Annotated in this window: 10 protein-coding genes and 2 pseudogenes; 10 read left to right on the plus strand and 2 right to left on the minus strand. The window is 56.2% G+C overall.

Annotation, left to right across the window (positions count from 1 at the left end; all coding sequences use genetic code 11):
- Positions 1-28 precede the first annotated feature (28 nt).
- Together HA45_RS15675 and HA45_RS15680 are read left to right on the plus strand one after the other, a co-directional pair.
- Complete coding sequence (locus HA45_RS15675; RefSeq protein WP_100701293.1) at positions 29-655, plus strand: DUF1007 family protein; 627 nt, start codon at positions 29-31, stop codon at positions 653-655.
- Positions 646-1,635, plus strand: a complete 990-nt coding sequence (locus HA45_RS15680) for a nickel/cobalt transporter (protein WP_100701292.1) — start codon at positions 646-648, stop codon at positions 1,633-1,635. Before HA45_RS15675 ends, HA45_RS15680 begins: the two co-directional genes overlap by 10 nt.
- Before the next feature lie 42 nt (positions 1,636-1,677).
- Here HA45_RS15680 and suhB read toward each other — a convergent pair.
- Positions 1,678-2,480: pseudogene (suhB, locus tag HA45_RS15685) on the minus strand (inositol-1-monophosphatase).
- A gap of 122 nt (positions 2,481-2,602) precedes the next feature.
- On the opposite strand from suhB, the pseudogene trmJ reads away from it, so the two are divergent.
- From trmJ to sseB, 5 genes and pseudogenes are all read left to right on the plus strand, one after another.
- Positions 2,603-3,345, plus strand: a pseudogene (trmJ, locus tag HA45_RS15690) (tRNA (cytosine(32)/uridine(32)-2'-O)-methyltransferase TrmJ).
- A gap of 135 nt (positions 3,346-3,480) precedes the next feature.
- Complete coding sequence (gene iscR, locus HA45_RS15695; RefSeq protein ID WP_100701289.1) at positions 3,481-3,978, plus strand: Fe-S cluster assembly transcriptional regulator IscR; 498 nt, start codon at positions 3,481-3,483, stop codon at positions 3,976-3,978.
- Between the two features lie 88 nt (positions 3,979-4,066).
- Entirely contained in the window at positions 4,067-5,236 is a 1,170-nt protein-coding gene (locus HA45_RS15700) for an IscS subfamily cysteine desulfurase (protein ID WP_100701288.1), read from the plus strand.
- A 63-nt stretch (positions 5,237-5,299) separates the two neighbouring features.
- Positions 5,300-6,586 (plus strand): aminopeptidase PepB, encoded by a 1,287-nt coding sequence (pepB, locus tag HA45_RS15705; RefSeq protein WP_100701287.1) that lies wholly within the window; start codon positions 5,300-5,302, stop codon positions 6,584-6,586.
- A gap of 180 nt (positions 6,587-6,766) precedes the next feature.
- Positions 6,767-7,534, plus strand: coding sequence for an enhanced serine sensitivity protein SseB (gene sseB / locus HA45_RS15710; RefSeq protein WP_100701286.1), 768 nt, complete (start codon positions 6,767-6,769; stop codon positions 7,532-7,534).
- 211 nt (positions 7,535-7,745) lie between these two features.
- Here sseB and sseA read toward each other — a convergent pair whose 3' ends face one another.
- Positions 7,746-8,588: a 3-mercaptopyruvate sulfurtransferase gene (gene sseA, locus HA45_RS15715; protein ID WP_100701285.1), complete on the minus strand. Its 843-nt coding sequence runs from the start codon at positions 8,586-8,588 to the stop codon at positions 7,746-7,748.
- Positions 8,589-8,743: 155 nt separating this feature from the next.
- Between sseA and HA45_RS15720 the strand changes: the two genes are divergently transcribed.
- The 3 genes from HA45_RS15720 (at position 8,744) to ndk (ending at position 16,552) form a co-directional block, all read left to right on the plus strand.
- Positions 8,744-13,630, plus strand: coding sequence for an alpha-2-macroglobulin family protein (locus HA45_RS15720; RefSeq protein ID WP_100701284.1), 4,887 nt, complete (start codon positions 8,744-8,746; stop codon positions 13,628-13,630).
- Between the two features lie 6 nt (positions 13,631-13,636).
- Entirely contained in the window at positions 13,637-15,955 is a 2,319-nt protein-coding gene (gene pbpC / locus HA45_RS15725) for a peptidoglycan glycosyltransferase PbpC (protein WP_100701283.1), read from the plus strand.
- A 165-nt stretch (positions 15,956-16,120) separates the two neighbouring features.
- Positions 16,121-16,552: a nucleoside-diphosphate kinase gene (ndk, locus tag HA45_RS15730; protein ID WP_084936146.1), complete on the plus strand. Its 432-nt coding sequence runs from the start codon at positions 16,121-16,123 to the stop codon at positions 16,550-16,552.
- Positions 16,553-16,681: the final 129 nt, after the last annotated feature.

The raw sequence follows: 16,681 nt of genomic DNA on the forward strand, positions 1-16,681 counted from the left end.
TCACTCGAGAATTGTTACTTTATAACACATGAAAATGACGCTCATTCCTTTTACGCTGTTGTTCAGCGCCGCGGCCTGGTCACATCCGCACAGCTTTATCGATATGAAAACCGAGTTTGTTAGTGAAAGCGATCATCTGACAGGCATGAAGATGGTGTGGACCATGGATGAAATTACCTCGGCCGACCTGCTTTACGATGCCGGCAAAGCAAAACCCGGTGATGTGGTATGGAAAAAGCTGGCGGCACAGGTGATGGCCAACGTTCTGGGTCAGCATTACTTTTCTGAAGTGTGGCAGGACAAAACGCGCGTGAAGTTCCTGAATCTGCCCAAAGAGTACAACCTGTCGCGCAAGGGCAACAAAGCGGTATTGGAATTTATCGTGCCGTTTGGCGAACCCCAGTCGCTGAGTGCGAAGCAGTACCGTATTCAGACTTTCGACCCAAGCTACTTCGTTGATATGTATTACGATAACCCACAGGCCTTAACCATGGACGACAGCGTCAAAGCCCACTGCCAGATCGATTTACACACGCCTAAACCTGACGACTCGCTGAAACAATATGCGCTGTCGCTGGATAAAGCGGATGCGCCGCCAGAGGACATGGATCTCGGCCAGCAGTTCGCGCAGATGGTGACCCTGACATGTCATTAATGACTCTGTCCCTGCGATCGCGTCGCTTATGGCCACTGTGGTTACTGGCGGCCATCATGTTGGTGGCAGGGTTTGCCCTGTGGCAACACTGGTCGCAAATATTGCTGCAAAGCGTTTTGTGGCAGAAAGTCCTGAATCGTGAAATGACTCAACTGCTGCAGCAAGTGGCTGAACAGCCGCAGCAGGCGGGCGTGACTTTAATGCTCTTTAGCCTGGCGTATGGCGTGCTGCACGCGCTCGGTCCAGGGCACGGCAAAGTGGTGATCAGCACCTTCCTGGCGACGCATCCCGCGAAGCTGAAAACCAGCATGAAACTGACGTTACTGGCCGCACTGTTGCAAGGCGGTGTGGCGATTGGTTTGGTGACAGTGATGCTGGTGGTGTTGCAAACCTCATCGCGGCAAATGCATCTCGGTAGTTACTGGCTGGAGAAGGGCAGTTATCTGCTGGTGATGGCATTGGGCATCTGGGTCGGCTGGCGTGCGCTGCGTGCATTACTTCCGCTATTACGTCCCACCCCAGCGAAGATACAGATTTACGCCATTCGCCCGCATCACCAGCATGACGAACATTGCGGATGCGGTCATGCGCATCTGCCGAGCGCTGAACAGATGGATCGCGCGGTGAGCGGCAAAACGCAGGCGCTGGTGGTGTTCTCTATGGGCATGCGCCCGTGTTCTGGTGCCATCATGATGCTGCTGTTTTCCAAGGTGATTGGCGTATATATGTGGGGCGTGGCTTCGGCGGTGGCAATGGCCATCGGCACGGCGGTCACGGTCTCCGCTATGGGCTTGGTCGTTCAGCGGTCGCGACGATTAGCGGAAAGGTTAGGTGCGGCCAACGGTGAATCGCGCTCGGCAAAAATCATTATGCCGGCATTAGGATTGGCTGGTGGGATTCTGCTGGTGCTGGCCGGATGGTTATGGTTACTGTGGCAAAGTGCACAGCCGATGATGAGTAGCGGTTTACGTCCGTTTTAACGGTGAAAAAAAGGCGGAATATCCTATCCGCCTTTTTCCTGCTTAGCGCTTCAGCGCTTCGCTCAATTCTTCACGCATAGAAGCCAGCATGGCTTTCACAACGCGTGGGTTACCTGCAACGAGATTACCCGACAGCATATAACCATGGTTGCCGGTGAAGTCAGTCACCAGGCCGCCCGCTTCACGAACCAGCAGTTCGCCCGCAGCAAAATCCCATGCTTCAGGCCGATCTCAAAGTAACCATCCACACGGCCAGCAGCCACGTAAGCCAGATCCAGCGCAGCAGAACCGGTGCGACGGAAGTCTGCACACTGAGTAAACAGTTTGCCGACGATGTTGATGTAAGGGGTAGCGTGTTGTTTCAGCTTGAACGGGAAGCCGGTTGCGAGGATGGTGCCATCCAGATCGCGAGCCGTGCTGCCACGCAGACGGTAACCGTTAAGCTGTGCGCCCTGGCCGCGTACTGCGGTGAACAGTTCATTGCGCATTGGATCGTAAACCACAGCCACTTCAGTGCGGCCTTTGATGCGCACGGCGATAGAGACAGAGAAGTGGGGTAAACGTTTGATGAAGTTGGTGGTGCCATCCAGCGGATCGATTACCCATTGAATGTCCTGATCATCACCCGCCAGTTCACCGCTTTCTTCGGTGATGATGGAGTGCTGCGGATATGATTTGCGAATCACTTCGATAATCAGACGTTCTGCGTCACGGTCAACATTAGTAACGAAGTCGTTGCTGCCTTTCTGGCTAGCTTCGACAGCGTCCGGGGTTTCATAATTCTTGGCAATTAAATTTCCGGCCTTGCGCGCTGCGCGCACGGCGATGTTGAGCATCGGATGCATCGGTATCTCTCGCTGGATGTTAAAGAACGGGTCAAAACGGCGCGGAGTATATCAGGGTGTTCAGCAAATGTCCTACTTTTATGCTAGGCTACGCGCCATCAATTTCTCACCGTCCACTAATTATGCTGCAAAATATCCGAATCGTACTGGTAGAAACTTCGCACACCGGCAATATGGGCTCTGTCGCTCGCGCCATGAAAACCATGGGATTAACTAATCTGTATCTGGTTAACCCGCTGGTCAAACCTGACTCTCAGGCCATCTCACTCGCCGCGGGTGCCAGTGATGTGATTGGCGAGGCAAAAATTGTCGACACGCTGGATGAAGCGATTGCGGGCTGCAGCCTGGTTGTGGGGACCAGCGCGCGTTCACGTTCGCTGCCTTGGCCAATGCTCGATGCACGTGAATGTGGCGTCAAAAGTGTCGAAGAGGGCCAGCAGGCGCCGGTTGCGCTGGTGTTTGGTCGCGAGCGCGTTGGCCTGACTAACGAAGAGTTGCAGAAGTGCCATTATCACGTGGCGATTCAAGCCAATCCAGAATACAGCTCGCTGAATCTGGCGATGGCAGTGCAGATCATCGCTTACGAAGTGCGTATGGCGTGGCTGGCGGCGCAAGAAAAGCCGATCCACAACCGCAGGAAGAAGCATCGCCGTATCCGCTGGTGGACGATCTGGAGCGCTTTTATCAGCATATCGAACAGATGATGCTTAACAGCGGCTTTATCCGTGAAGGGACGCCAAGCCAGGTGATGAGTAAACTGCGTCGCCTTTACACCCGCGCGCGTCCGGAACGTGATGAATTGAACATTCTGCGTGGCATGCTGGCATCGTTCCAAAAGCCTAAAGGTGATAAGGGTAATAGTTGAGTAAAACAGTTGGTTAAATAGTTGAGTAAATTACTTGGTTAAATAGTTGACCGATTTACTCAGGAATGGCAGACTGGCCTCAATTCATCAGATAGCCCGCCGATACCCGGACGGACGCTTACGAGGTTGTATGCTATGAGACTGACATCCAAAGGACGTTATGCCGTAACCGCTATGCTGGACGTTGCACTGCACTCAAACGAGGGCCCAGTGCCGCTAGCTGACATTTCTGAGCGTCAGGGCATTTCGCTCTCCTATCTGGAGCAGTTATTCTCACGTCTGCGTAAGCACGGTTTAGTGGCCAGCGTTCGTGGTCCGGGTGGTGGTTATCTGTTAGGCAAAGATTCTGGTGCGATTGCGGTTGGCGCCGTGATCACTGCCGTTGACGAATCCGTTGACGCGACTAAGTGCCAGGGTAAAGAAGGGTGCCAGGGCGGCGAGCGTTGCCTGACCCACGTATTGTGGCGTGACCTGAGTGAGCGTATCAGCGAGTTCCTGAACAACATCACGTTGGCAGAACTGGTGAACAACCAGGAGATCCTGGATGTGGCTGACCGTCAGAATATGACCGATACCCGCCGCTTCCAGCAGCATCGTATGCAGGAAACCATCAACGTTAATCTGCGTGCTTAATCCGCTCTCCTTCAGCCTTGCTGTTCACACAGCCGGGGCTGAATCGTGCTATAAAGACGTATGATTTTTTATACGGAGTTTTAGCGCAATGAAATTACCGATCTACCTGGATTACGCAGCGACAACGCCTGCCGATCCGCGTGTTGCCACCAAAATGATGCAGTTCCTGACTTTGGATGGCACCTTCGGTAACCCCGCTTCCCGTTCTCACCGTTTTGGCTGGCAGGCTGAAGAAGCCGTTGATGTCGCTCGCAATCAGATTGCTGAGCTGGTCAACGCCGATCCGCGTGAAATCGTTTTTACTTCCGGTGCCACTGAAGCTGACAACCTCGCCATTAAAGGTGCGGCCCAGTTCCATCAGTCGCGCGGTAAGCATGTCATTACCAGTCAAACTGAGCATAAAGCGGTGCTGGATAGTTGCCAGCAACTGGAGCGCGAAGGTTTTGACGTCACCTATCTGCAACCCGGCAGTGATGGCATTATCACCCCTGCGATGCTGGAAGCGGCGCTTCGCGACGATACCGTGCTGGTTTCCCTGATGCATGTGAACAACGAAACCGGCGTCGTGCAGGATATTGCGGCGTTTGGTGCGTTGTGCCGCGCACGTGACATTCTTTTCCATGTTGATGCCACTCAAAGCGTCGGTAAATTACCGATCGATGTCGCCACACTGCCCGTGGATCTGATGTCGGTTTCAGCGCATAAAATCTATGGTCCGAAAGGCATCGGCGCGCTATGGGTGCGCCGTAAGCCAAAATTACAAATCGACGCGCAAATGCACGGTGGCGGTCACGAACGTGGCATGCGCTCTGGCACTTTACCGGTGCACCAGATTGTTGGGATGGGCGAAGCTTATCGCATTGCACATGAAGAAATGAGCAGTGAAATGGCGCGCCTGGCCGCCCTGCGCGCACGCCTGTGGCACGGCATCAGCCGCTTAGATAATGTGAACATTAACGGTTCGCTGGAGCAGGGCGCGCCGAATATCTTGAATCTTAGTTTTGCTCAGGTTGATGGCGAATCGCTGATTATGGCGCTGAAAGATTTGGCACTGTCATCCGGTTCGGCCTGTACTTCGGCCAGTCTCGAACCCTCTTACGTGTTGCGCGCCATGGGCGTTGAGCAGGAGCTGGCACACAGCTCGCTGCGCTTCTCGCTGGGGCGTTTTACCACCGAAGAGGAAATTGACTACGCCATTGAGCTGGTCAACAAAGCGGTGAGCCGTTTACGGGCATTAACGCCCGCCACGTCCCGCTAATTCATGCACTCCCTTGCGCCGGTTCTGGCGCAAGGTGACACCTAACGCAAACGGAGCCACGCGATGACAACACAACCGATGACAATTACGCTCAGCTCCCAGGCCGCCGATGCGCGCTGGGGTGAAAAAGCACTGCTGAGCAGCACTGAAAATGGCATGACCGTTCACCTGACTGGCGCAGACGCGCTGATGAGCATCCAGCGCGCCGGGCGCAAGCTGGACGGTCAGGGCATCCGCCATGTTGCACTGAGTGGTGAAGAGTGGGATCTGGAAAAGTGCTGGGCATTCTGGCAAGGCTATCGCAGCCCGAAAGGCAAACGCCAGGTTGAGTGGCCGGCACTGAGTGAAAATGATCAGCTTGAATTTGATCGCCGACTGAAGATCGTTGACTGGGTGCGTGACACCATCAATTTGCCAGCGGAAGATCTGAGCCCGGAACAACTGGCGCACGGCGCGATCGATCTGATCCGCGAAGTGGGCGGTGACGCAGTGAATTATCGCATCACCAAAGGCGATGACCTGCGCGAGCAGGGTTATGCCGGTATTCACACCGTGGGCCGCGGTTCAACCCGTGCGCCGGTGCTGTTGGCGCTCGATTTCAACCCAACCGGCGATGAAAATGCGCCGGTTTACGCTTGTCTGGTCGGCAAAGGCATCACCTTTGATACCGGCGGTTATAGCCTGAAGCAAAGCGGCTTTATGGACTCGATGAAGTCCGATATGGGCGGTGCCGCAACACTCACCGGTGCACTGGCGCTGGCAATTGCACGCGGCCTGAACAAACGCGTGAAGCTGTACTTATGCTGCGCGGACAACATGGTCAGCGGCAACGCGTTCCGTCTTGGCGACATTATCCGTTATCGCAACGGCAAAACGGTTGAAGTGATGAACACCGATGCCGAAGGGCGTCTGGTGCTGGCCGATGGCTTGATCGATGCCAGCGAGCAAAATCCTGAACTGCTGATCGATGCCGCAACCCTGACCGGCGCCGCGAAAACCGCTTTGGGCAACGATTACCATGCGCTGTTCACCTTTGACAACGTGCTGGCAGAATCCCTGCTCGGTAGCGCAACCGGTGAAAACGAAGCCTTCTGGCGTCTGCCGCTGGCGGAGTTCCACCGCAGCCATCTGCCATCGAACTTTGCTGATTTGAACAACATTGCCAGCCCGGCACATGCCGCCGGTGCCAGCAGCGCAGCCGCTTTCCTCTCTTACTTCGTCAGCAAGTATCAGCAGGGCTGGCTTCACATTGACTGTTCTGCGACCTATCGCAAAAGCGCGGTCGATCAGTGGTCCGCGGGTGCAACCGGCCTGGGTGTGCGTACCGTCGCCAACCTGTTGCTGAAATAAACGCGGTGCGCATGAATGCGCACCCTACGTCAGGTCGCTATTTAGGTGCACCTTTCGTTAGCATTGTGCAGGGTCGCCATTCAGATGCATGCTTCCGTGAGGTCGCCATTTAGGGCGACCGAGCAGCGCTTAAGTGACAAACATCATGCCTATGTTTGCCGTTTTTTTGGAACTGGATAAATGAGTAATCGTCTTGAAGAGGTGCTGAAGCTGGCCGCCACTGAGCCTGCACATCGCCCTGAATTTTTTCAACTGCTGCTGGAGTCTGATATTTGGGTGCCGGGTGAAAGCCCAGCCGAGCAGTTTGATGCAACATCGCCAGTGGAGTTGCAACACTGGGAGAAAGAGGGCGGCGGCAGTGTGATCCCGTTCTTTACCTCAGAACAAGCCATGAGCGAAGCGATTAAAGGGGAGCAGCCTTACCTGCGACTGCCGACGCGCACATTGTTTGAAATGACCCTGGGCGAAAGTCTGTTCCTCAATCCAAAATTACCCGCAGGCAAAGAGTTTTCGCCGGGTGAAATTGCGCACCTAATGAGTGAAGAGGGCAGCGCCCTGAGCCAGCAAACGGTGCTGGAAGGCGGACACGCGCTGCTGCTGTCGGAAGTGGCTGAACCACCGGCGCAAATGATTGATTCCTTGACGCAGTTGTTTGCCAAGTATAAGCAGGTGCGCCGTGCTTACATCGCAAGCATTCGTGAGAGCGCTACGGAAGAGCCGAACTTGCTGATCGGCATTGAAGCCGATAGCGATATTGAAGAGATTATTCAGGCGGCAGGCAGCGTCGCAACCGATACGCTGGCAGAAGATACACCAATTGATATCTGCGAAGTAGTGAGTGAAGAGAGAGGGGTGAGCCATTTCTTTACCGCGCATATCACGCCGTTTTACGAGCGCCGTTGGGGCAGTTTCCTGCGCGACTTCAAAGGCAGTCAGCGGATTATTTAAAACGTCTGTTGCAGCGGTGCAATGTATTGCGCATCTGTCAGCCATTGCGCGGTTTGAGATACGCGCGATAAATCGCGCCGCTACAGATCCGATCTGGTAGCGGCGCAATTTATTGCGCAGTCATCAAATCATCATGCCAGGGTCAAACGTTTGCTCAGACAGTCACTCTCTATTATTGCCAGGCTCAGAAGTTTGCGCTGCTCGCTAAACTTCATTTCTCAATCGGTAAATCATCGCGGCTACCCCATTCGCCCCATGAGCCGTCATACAGGGTCACGTCACGCACACCGAGCGACGTCAGCGCCAAAATCACCACCACCGCCGTCACACCCGAACCACAGCTGGCGACAATCGGCTGATCCAGCTTAATGCCGGCTTTCTCAAACAGATCGCGCAGTTCAGCCGCCGGTTTCAGTTCGCCGTTTGCCACCAGATTGTTCCACGGCATATTCAGGCTGTTAGGGATGTGCCCGCGCAGCAGGCCAGGACGTGGTTCATCCACTTCGGCATTAAAGCGATTCGCCGCACGGGCATCGACAATTTGCGCGCCGCCTTCATGGCTAATCAGCAACACATCGGTCAGGCGTTTCACCCATCCGCTGTCGTAATTGGCTTCGAATTCGCCTTCCGGCAGGTTCACCGGGCCCGATGCCACCTCCAATCCTGCCGCTTTCCAGCCCTGCAAACCGCCCGCCAGAATCGACACGTTCACGCAGCCAAAGGCGCGCAGCATCCACCAGGCACGCGGTGCGGAGAACAAGTTACCTTCGTCATACACCACCAGATGCTTGTCCTGATTAACACCCAGTTCGCGCATCGCCACTGCAAAAGTTTCCGGGCGCGGCATCATATGCGGGTAGGCACTGGTGTGGTCGGACAACGCTTCGATGTTGAAGAACGGCGCATCCGGCAAATGCGCTGCCAGATATTCCGCCTGAAGATCGCGTACCGCTTCCTGACCTGGCGGCAACATGCGCGCATCTAATACCTGCAACGTTTCCTCGGTGTAATGCTCTTTTAACCAATCGGCGGACACAAACAGGGGAGCTGTCATCGCAACAACCTCTTCTCAATCATCAGAAAACGGAAAGACCCAGTGTCCGGGAATGTGAGCGCTATCTCAAGGGTATCGTTGCTAAAGTGAGTAGGTTGATGTGAAATTGCGCAGCACAATACTTTTAACCTTTTGGGGCTGGTGAGGGACTTACCATGGCAAGACGTGTTAATCGACTGCTGCTCAGCGTGCTGATCGGCGGGACACTTTTCGGTAGCGCATTGCTGCCGGTTCAGGCAGCGGATACGCCTGTAATGCAAAGCGCAGCGAAAACGATCTCAGTGATTGATCTCTCCGAGCTGCAACTGGACGGCGCAGCGGCACTGGTGCTGACTTTCAACACCGCCATTGATAGCAAACAGGACCTCACTGCGCTGGTTCATCTCAGCGATGAGAAAAGCGGTAAAGTCGATGGCGGCTGGGAGCTGGCGCAGAGTGGCAAGGCGCTGCGTTTTCGCCATCCTGAACCGTCGCGCAAATTGACGGTGACCGTCGATGCCGGCCTCAAGGCCGCTGATGGCAGCACTTTATCCAGCCCTTTTAGCCAAACGCTCACCACGCGAGACATCCAGCCGATGGTCGGTTTCGCCAGCCGTGGATCGTTGCTGCCATTACGTTTGACCCAGGGATTACCGGTATTGGCACTCAATGTGAACAACATTGATGTCGATTTCTTCCGCGTGAAAAGTGCCACGCTGGCAAGCTTCCTCGCCCAGTGGAATTACGGAAATAACCTCTCCTATTGGGAGTCACGCGATCTGCTGAAAAATGCGGACCTGGTGTACAGCGGGCGATTTGATCTCAATCCGGCACGCAACACGCGTGAAAAGATGCAGTTACCGCTCGGCGATGTCGATGCGCTAAAACAGCCCGGCGTCTATCTGGCCGTGATGAAGCAAGCCGGCACCTATAACTACACCCAACCAGCGACCCTGTTCACGCTCAGTGACATTGGTTTATCGCTGCACAGCTTCCCGGAGCAGCTGGAACTGTTTACGCAAAGTTTGGCAAGTGGCGCGCCGCTGGATGACGTCAACGTGCAACTGCTGGACGAGAAAGGCCAACAGCTGGCGAGTGGCACCAGTGACAGCAATGGTCATCTGCGCTTGCCCGCCAATGCCAAAGGCAAATTGCTGCTGGCGACGCAGAAAGGACAAACTTCGCTGATCGATCTTAATCGCCCGGCACTGGATCTGGCCGAATTCCCGATTGATGGCCCACAAGGTTACGATAAACAGTTCTTCCTGTTTGGTCCGCGCGATCTTTATCGCCCCGGTGAAACCGTCATCATTAATGCGTTACTGCGTGATGCCGATGGCAAGCCGCTGCCGCCGCAACCGGTGAAAGCCGATGTGGTGCAGCCGAATGGCGAAGTTACACAAACGTTCGTGTGGCAGCCGGAAAACGGTATCTATCAACAGCGATTCGCTTTACCGGCGTCAGCCATGACCGGTGAGTGGACGCTGCGCATTAATAGCGGTGATAACCAGCCACGCAGCTGGCCGTTCCACGTCGAAGATTTTCTGCCTGAGCGTATGGCGCTGGCACTGAGCAACAGCGAACAGCCGCTGGCACCGGATGCCACGGTGACCTTCGATGTTGAAGGCCGCTATCTGTATGGCGCACCGGCAGCGGGCAATGAACTGCAGGGTCAGCTGTTCCTGCGACCAGCGCGTGAAGCCGTGTCTGCGCTGCCCGGCTATCAATTTGGCGATATCACTGAAGAGTTAAAACGCAGTCTCGATGACGTCGATGAAAAGCTGGATGAGAGCGGCAAACTGCAGTTGGCGGTGGAAAGCAGCTGGGCAGAAAGCCATTCGCCGCTCAACCTCATTCTGCAAGCCAGCCTGCTGGAAACCGGTGGCCGCCCGGTCACGCGTCGTGCCACCCAATCAATCTGGCCCGCCCCCGCACTGCCGGGTATCCGTCCGCTGTTTAACAGTGAATCGGTTTACGACTATCGCACCGATCGTTATCGCGATGAACCGACCGTGCCTGAAAACGGACTGGCGGAATTCGATGTGGTGTATGCCAACCCGAAAGGGGAGAAACTGGCCGCGCAAGATCTGGATGTGCGCCTGATCCACGAACGCCGTGACTACTTCTGGAGCTTCTCAGACAGCGAAGGCTGGCAGTCACGTTATGACCAAAAGGACCTGCAGGAGGAAGAACAGCGCATCACTATTGCCGCAGGCGGTAGCCAGAAAATCAGTTTCCCGGTGGAGTGGGGCACCTATCGTCTGGAAGTGCATGCGGGCGAGAACATTGTCAGCAGCGTGCGCTTTAATGCAGGCTACTGGTGGCAAGACAACACCAGCGGCACCGGCGCGCTTCGCCCAGATCAGGTCAAATTAAAAATCGATAAAAGCGCCTATCAGCCGGGCGATACCGCGCATGTGCAGGTGGAATCACCGGCGGCGGGTAAGGGCTATCTGATGGTGGAATCCAGCAGTGGCACATTGTGGTGGCAGCCGCTGGAAGTGCCAGTAGGTGGCGCGACCATCGATGTGCCGATCAATGAGAGCTGGAAGCGTCACGACCTCTATCTCAGCGCGATTGTGGTACGTGATGGCGATAAAGCCAGCGGCACCACACCAAAACGGGCGGTGGGCCTGCTGCATCTGCCGATGGCCACTGAAGCACGTCGCCTCAACCTGGCAATTGATGCGCCCGATAAAATCCGTCCTGAGCAGACCGTGAATGTGAAGGTCAAAGCCAGCCGTGAAGGTGGCGAATTGCCTAAACAGGTCCAGGTCTTATTGTCTGCCGTGGACAGCGGTGTATTGAACATCACCGATTATAAAACGCCCAATCCATGGGATGCATTCTTTGGTCGCAAGCGCTACAACGCCGATCAATACGATGTCTATGGTCAGTTGATTGACGGCGGTGGCAAGCTGGCAGCCCTGCGTTTCGGTGGCGATGGCGAAGATGCCGATGCGCTGTCTCGCGGGGGTAAAAAACCGGTATCGGATGTGCAGATCGTCGCGCAACAGCTGCAGCCGGTGACGCTGGATGCCAATGGCGAAGGCACGATCGCGTTACCGATTCCGGCCTTCAATGGCGAGTTACGTCTGATGGCGCAGGTGTGGAGCGCAGACAGCTTCGGTTCGGCAGATCGTAAAATGGTGGTGGCCGCGCCGCTCATCAGCGAACTGGCAACGCCGCGCTTTATGGCCAGCGGAGACCAGTCGACGCTGGCGCTGGATCTCACCAACCTGACCGATCGGCCGCAGACGTTAAAAGTGGATGTCACCGCCAGTGGATTGATTGCGCTGGCTGGCAACGTGCCGCCTAGCGTGCAGCTGGCGCAAGGCGCGCGCACCACTTTGCAGATCCCGGTGCAAGCGCAGGGGGCCTTCGGTGAAGGCGCGGTGCAGGTCAAGGTTTCGGGTATGAGCTTGCCGGGTGAAACCCTGGCGCCCAGCGAACGTCAATGGACCATTGGTGTACGTCCGGCCTATCCGGCGCAAACCCTGAGTTTCGATAACGTGATGCAAACCGGCCAGAGTTGGCAGGTGGTCGCGAGCGCGTTTAGCGGCCTGCAAAAAGATACCCTGGCCGGGCAGCTGTCACTCAGTAACCGCCCGCCGCTGAATATCGCCAGTTTTATCAGCCAGCTTTATGCCTATCCTTATGGCTGCCTGGAACAGACTGCCAGCGGAATTTGGCCATCGGTGTTTACCAACAAAGCGCAACTCGATGCGCTGGGCATCAAAACCAGCACCGACGAGGCGCGACGTGCATCAATTACCACCGGTATTGCGCGCCTGGCGGGTATGCAGCGCGGCAACGGCAGCTTTGGCTTGTGGAGCAAAGAGAGTCAGGAAGAGTTCTGGCTGACGGCTTACGTCACCGACTTCCTGCTGCGCGCCAGCGAGGCGGGTTACAGCGTACCTGAAGGCGTGATCGCTCGTGCCGATGAACGTTTGCTGCGCTACCTGCAAGACCCGGCACAGATCGAAACCAGCTGGAGCAGTGATGCCGATGGACTGCGTTTCAGTGTGCAAGCCTACGCTGGCATGGTACTGGCACGTCAGCAGCAGGCGCCGCTCGGTGCGTTGCGTGCCTTGTACGATAAGCGCGAGCAGGCGAGGTCTGGTCTGGCGCTGGTGCAGCTCGGCGTGGCGCTAAAACTGATGGGCGACCAACAGCGTGCGCAGTTAGCACTGGCGCAAGGCATCGGTCTGGATCGCAAGCCCAACAGCTGGCTGGGTGATTACGGCAGCCCGGTGCGTGACCGTGCGCTGATCCTCGCGTTGATAACCGAAAATCAGCTGCTGCCCGATATGCAGGGACCGTTATTAATTGACCTGGCAAAAGCGGTACATGGCCAGCGCTGGTTCTCCACGCAGGAAAATAATGCCTTGTTCCTCGCCGCGAGGACTTTGCAGCAGCACAAAGGTGAGCGTTGGCAAGCCTCGTTACAGGGAAAAAGTGAACCGCTGAGTAGCGAGCAGACACTGAATATGGGCATTAGCGAAGACCAACTGCGCCAGGGTTTGTCGGTGAAGAGCGATAATGCGTCGCCGCTTTACGGCACGCTCAATGTGGTGGGTTATCCACGCACGGCACCGGCCCCCATCAGCAACGTGTTGAATATTACGCGTGAGTATTTCACGCTGGACGGTAAGCCCGCCGATCTCACTAACCTTAAAAGTGGTGAACTGCTGGTGGTCCGGCTGAAAGTCTCGGCGAGTGAGCGCGTCAGCGATGCGCTGGTGGTGGATCTGCTGCCGGCGGGACTGGAACTGGAAAACCAGAACCTCAGTGACAGCAGCGCCAGTCTCGGCGACAGTGCTGATGCGTTGAAAGAGAGCATGATGGATATGCAACAGGCCAACATCAAACACATTGAGTTCCGTGACGACCGCTTTGTTGCCGCGCTGGCGCTGGATGGATATACGCCGGGCACGCTGCTGTATCTGGCACGTGCTGTGACGCCGGGCAGCTATCGTTTGCCGCCTCCGCAGGTGGAATCGATGTATGTGCCGGAGTGGCGCGCGATCGGTAAAACGCCAGAAAAACTGAATGTGCGCTAAGCGGTAATGAAAATACGCAACGCATTAAAGCGGTGGCGCTGGCTACCGCTTTTTTTACTGCTGCTGTTCACCGGATTGTGGTCACTGGATCGGCTCGATCCGCTGCCGTTGCGGGAAGTGCAGCCCGCGCGCGTGGTGGTAGCCGAAGATGGCACGCCGCTGTGGCGGTTCGCTGATAAACAAGGTATCTGGCGTTATCCGGTAACGCTGGAGGATGTTTCGCCCGACTATATTCAGGCGTTGTTAACCTACGAAGATCGCTGGTTCTGGCACCATCCCGGCATCAATCCGATGGCGATGGTGCGGGCCAGCGGGCAAAACCTGCTGCACCATGGCATCGTTTCAGGCGGTAGCACGCTGACCATGCAGGTAGCACGGCTGATCGATCCGCAGCCGCGCACCCTGCTGGGGAAAGTGGTGCAGGTGTGGCGCGCGCTGCAGCTGGAATGGCATCTATCCAAACGTGAGATTCTCACGCTGTATCTTAATCGTGCCCCTTTTGGTGGCACTGTCGAAGGCGTCGGGGCGGCAAGCTGGATGTGGTTGGGTAAGCCGCCATCACAGCTCACCAAAGGGGAGGCGGCATTGCTGGCGGTGTTACCGCAGGCACCAAGCCGTCTGCGTCCGGATCGCTGGCCGCAACGCGCGGAAGCGGCACGTAATAAAGTGCTGGATCGACTGGCAGAATATCAGGTGTGGTCTGCGCAGGATGTGGCGGATATCAAACAGGAGGCGGTGTGGTTGCCGCCGCGCCAGGTGCCGCAAATGGCACCGCTTCTGGCGCGTCGCCTGCTGTCGCTCTCTCCCGATAACAAAATTATCTCGACGATTGATGTGTCGCTGCAGCGCGAGCTGGAGAATCTGGCCTCGACGTTGAAAACTCAGCTCCCGCCGCGCACTTCACTCGCGCTGCTGGTGGTCGATCACAGCAATATGAAAGTGCGTGGCTACGTTGGATCGGTGTCTTTTAATGACGATAGCCGCTTTGGACATGTGGATATGATCGCCAGCGTGCGATCGCCAGGATCGGTGCTGAAACCCTTTATTTACGGGATGGCTCTGGATGAGGGGCTGATCCACGCTGAGTCGTTGCTGCAGGATGTGCCTCGCCGCTTTGGTGACTATCGACCCGGTAATTTCGATTCAGGTTTTCATGGCCCGGTCAGTGCCAGTGAGGCGCTGGCACGCTCACTGAATTTACCGGCGGTGCAGTTACTGGATGCCTTAGGACCCAAAACGGCGGCGGCACGGCTACGTAACGTGGGTTTGAATCTGCGCTTCCCGGTGGGCGCGGAACCCAATCTGTCGCTGGTGCTGGGCGGTACCGGTGCCAGGCTGGATGACATCGTTGCCGCTTACAGCGCCTTTGCTCGCCAGGGAAATGCGGCACAGTTGCGCTGGTTGCCCAATCAGCCATTGCTCGAGAGGCCGCTGCTTTCCCCGGGTGCGGCCTGGATTGTACGGCGGATTCTGGCGGGGGAAGCGCTGCCATCAGGCGCGGTGCCAGATATTGCACCGCTGGCCTGGAAAACCGGCACCAGTTACGGCTATCGCGATGCCTGGACCATCGGTATCACGCCGCGTTACTTAATCGGCGTGTGGGTCGGCCGTCCGGATGCGACGCCGGTCGCGGGGCAGTTTGGTTTTGCTTCAGCGGTGCCCGTGATGAATCAGGTCAATAACCTGCTGGCGGGGCAGATGTCGGTGCACGGTGCGCCGCGCGATCCCCGTCCAGCCTCCGTCAGCGCCATGAGCATTTGCTGGCCCGGCGGCCAACCGTTGCCAATGGGCGATGATAATTGCCGTCAGCGTCGACTGAGCTGGGTGCTGAATCACACCGTTCCCCCCACGTTATTGGCGCCCGGTCAAGAGAGTGTCAATGGCCTGCAACAGCGTTACTGGCTCAATAGCCAGGGCTTACGTGTGGCAGCTGATTGTCCGGATGCACAGAGTCATGAACGTTTGCTGTGGCCACTGCCGCTCGAACCGTGGCTGCCAAAGGCCGAGCGCCGTGCACAACGTTTGCCGCCGGTGGATCCTCGCTGCCCGCCACTGAATCAAGGCAGCGCGCCGCCGTTGCTGATCACCGGGGTTATCAATGGGCAGCGCGTTCAGCCTCTGCCGGGCAAGGTCGTGTTGGTGCTGCCTGTTGCGGCGCAAGGCGGCAAAGGAGAGCAGCGCTGGTGGTTCCTTAACGGGCAACCGGTTGAACAGGATGTGGCAAAAAACAGTGCCGCGCTGGTATTAACTGAGCCGGGCCAGTATCAACTGGTGGTGATGGATGAAGCCGGCCAATTGGCATCAGTCTCATTTATTCGTGGCTGATTCGATGCATATGGCAGATTTCACGGGTGTTTGCCCCGACAAAAATCAATTATTTTCCATAATTCCACCAATCGGCAATAGGCAACGCCCGACGATGTCCCTATAATCGGCGCGTTTTCTTACCGGGATCTCCCGGTTTCTTCAGGATGCTAACTAGAGGTCATCATGGCAATCGAACGTACTTTCTCAATCGTTAAACCAAATGCCGTCGCTAAGAACGTGATTGGTGCTATCTACAACCGTTTTGAAAGCGCAGGCTTCAAAATCGTTGGCGCGAAAATGCTGCACCTGACCAAAGAGCAGGCTGAAGGCTTCTACGCTGAGCACAACGGTCGTCCATTCTTCGATGGTCTGGTTGAGTTCATGACTTCTGGTCCAGTGGTTGTTTCAGTACTGGAAGGCGAAAATGCCGTTCAGCGTCACCGCGATCTGATGGGTGCAACTAACCCAGACAACGCACTGGCCGGCACTCTGCGTGCTGACTACGCTGACAGCTTCACTGAGAACGCGACCCACGGTTCTGACTCAGCTGAATCTGCTGCACGCGAAATCGCTTACTTCTTCGCTGAGAACGAAGTCTGCCCACGCACTCGCTAAGTGCGTTGCTGCTGATGCGGATAAACGTCTTTACGCCTTTTCAACACCTGTAAAGTCGTTCCCCTGGCATCATGCAGCAGATGTAGTACAATAATGCGCCCTTGTTGAGCCCGTCTCAGCGAGGGCGCT

This window comes from Pantoea rodasii, from assembly GCF_002095465.1.
GTDB classification, from domain to species: domain Bacteria; phylum Pseudomonadota; class Gammaproteobacteria; order Enterobacterales; family Enterobacteriaceae; genus Pantoea; species Pantoea rodasii.